Origin of the sequence: Herbaspirillum lusitanum P6-12, assembly GCF_000256565.1 — a bacterium.
Lineage (GTDB): Bacteria > Pseudomonadota > Gammaproteobacteria > Burkholderiales > Burkholderiaceae_D > Herbaspirillum > Herbaspirillum lusitanum.
The window spans coordinates 1-562 of sequence record NZ_AJHH01000222.1 but is presented as its reverse complement, the minus strand read 5'-3'; the positions used below and the strand labels follow the sequence as shown (position 1 = coordinate 562).

The window sequence follows — 562 nt, the reverse complement described above, 5'->3', positions numbered from 1 at the left end:
CTGCAATCACACGATCCCGGTCGTTGATATAGCCGCCGCTGGCGCTGCCGTCGAACAAACTGACGACGACGCCGGCATTCGACGAAACGTAACTGACCGTGTCCGAGCCGCCCGAACCGCCGTCGAAATGGTTGGCGCCCGCGCCAGAAATAAAGATGTCGCTCGACGAGCTGCCGACGATGTTCTGGATGTTGACGTAAGTGTTGTTCTGCGCGTAACCGCCGCTGCCGGTCATTGTGACCATGTTGGCGATGATGCCGCCGGTCGATGCGCCGTAGTTGACGGTATCCGAACCGCCGCTGCCGCCGTTGAAGATGCGGCTGTCGATGCCGGCCACGAAGACGTCGTCGTAGGCGCTGCCGATCACGTTCTGGATGTGGCTGTAGGTATCGTTGTCCGCATCGCCGCCGACGCCGCGTCCGCTGACGAAGTTGACCGACACGCCCTGCGCCGAGTTGGCGTAGCTGACCGTGTCCTGGCCGCCGCTGCCGCCGTCGAAACTGTTGGCGTCGATGTTGCCGACGAACGTGTCGTTGAAGGCGCTGCCGATGACGTTCTGGAT

Annotated in this window: 1 protein-coding gene; it reads right to left on the bottom strand. The window is 62.5% G+C overall.

The window, feature by feature from the left end:
* Positions 1-562: hypothetical protein (locus HLUSI_RS27455; protein WP_040503257.1), on the bottom strand; the 562-nt coding region annotated here is incomplete at both ends.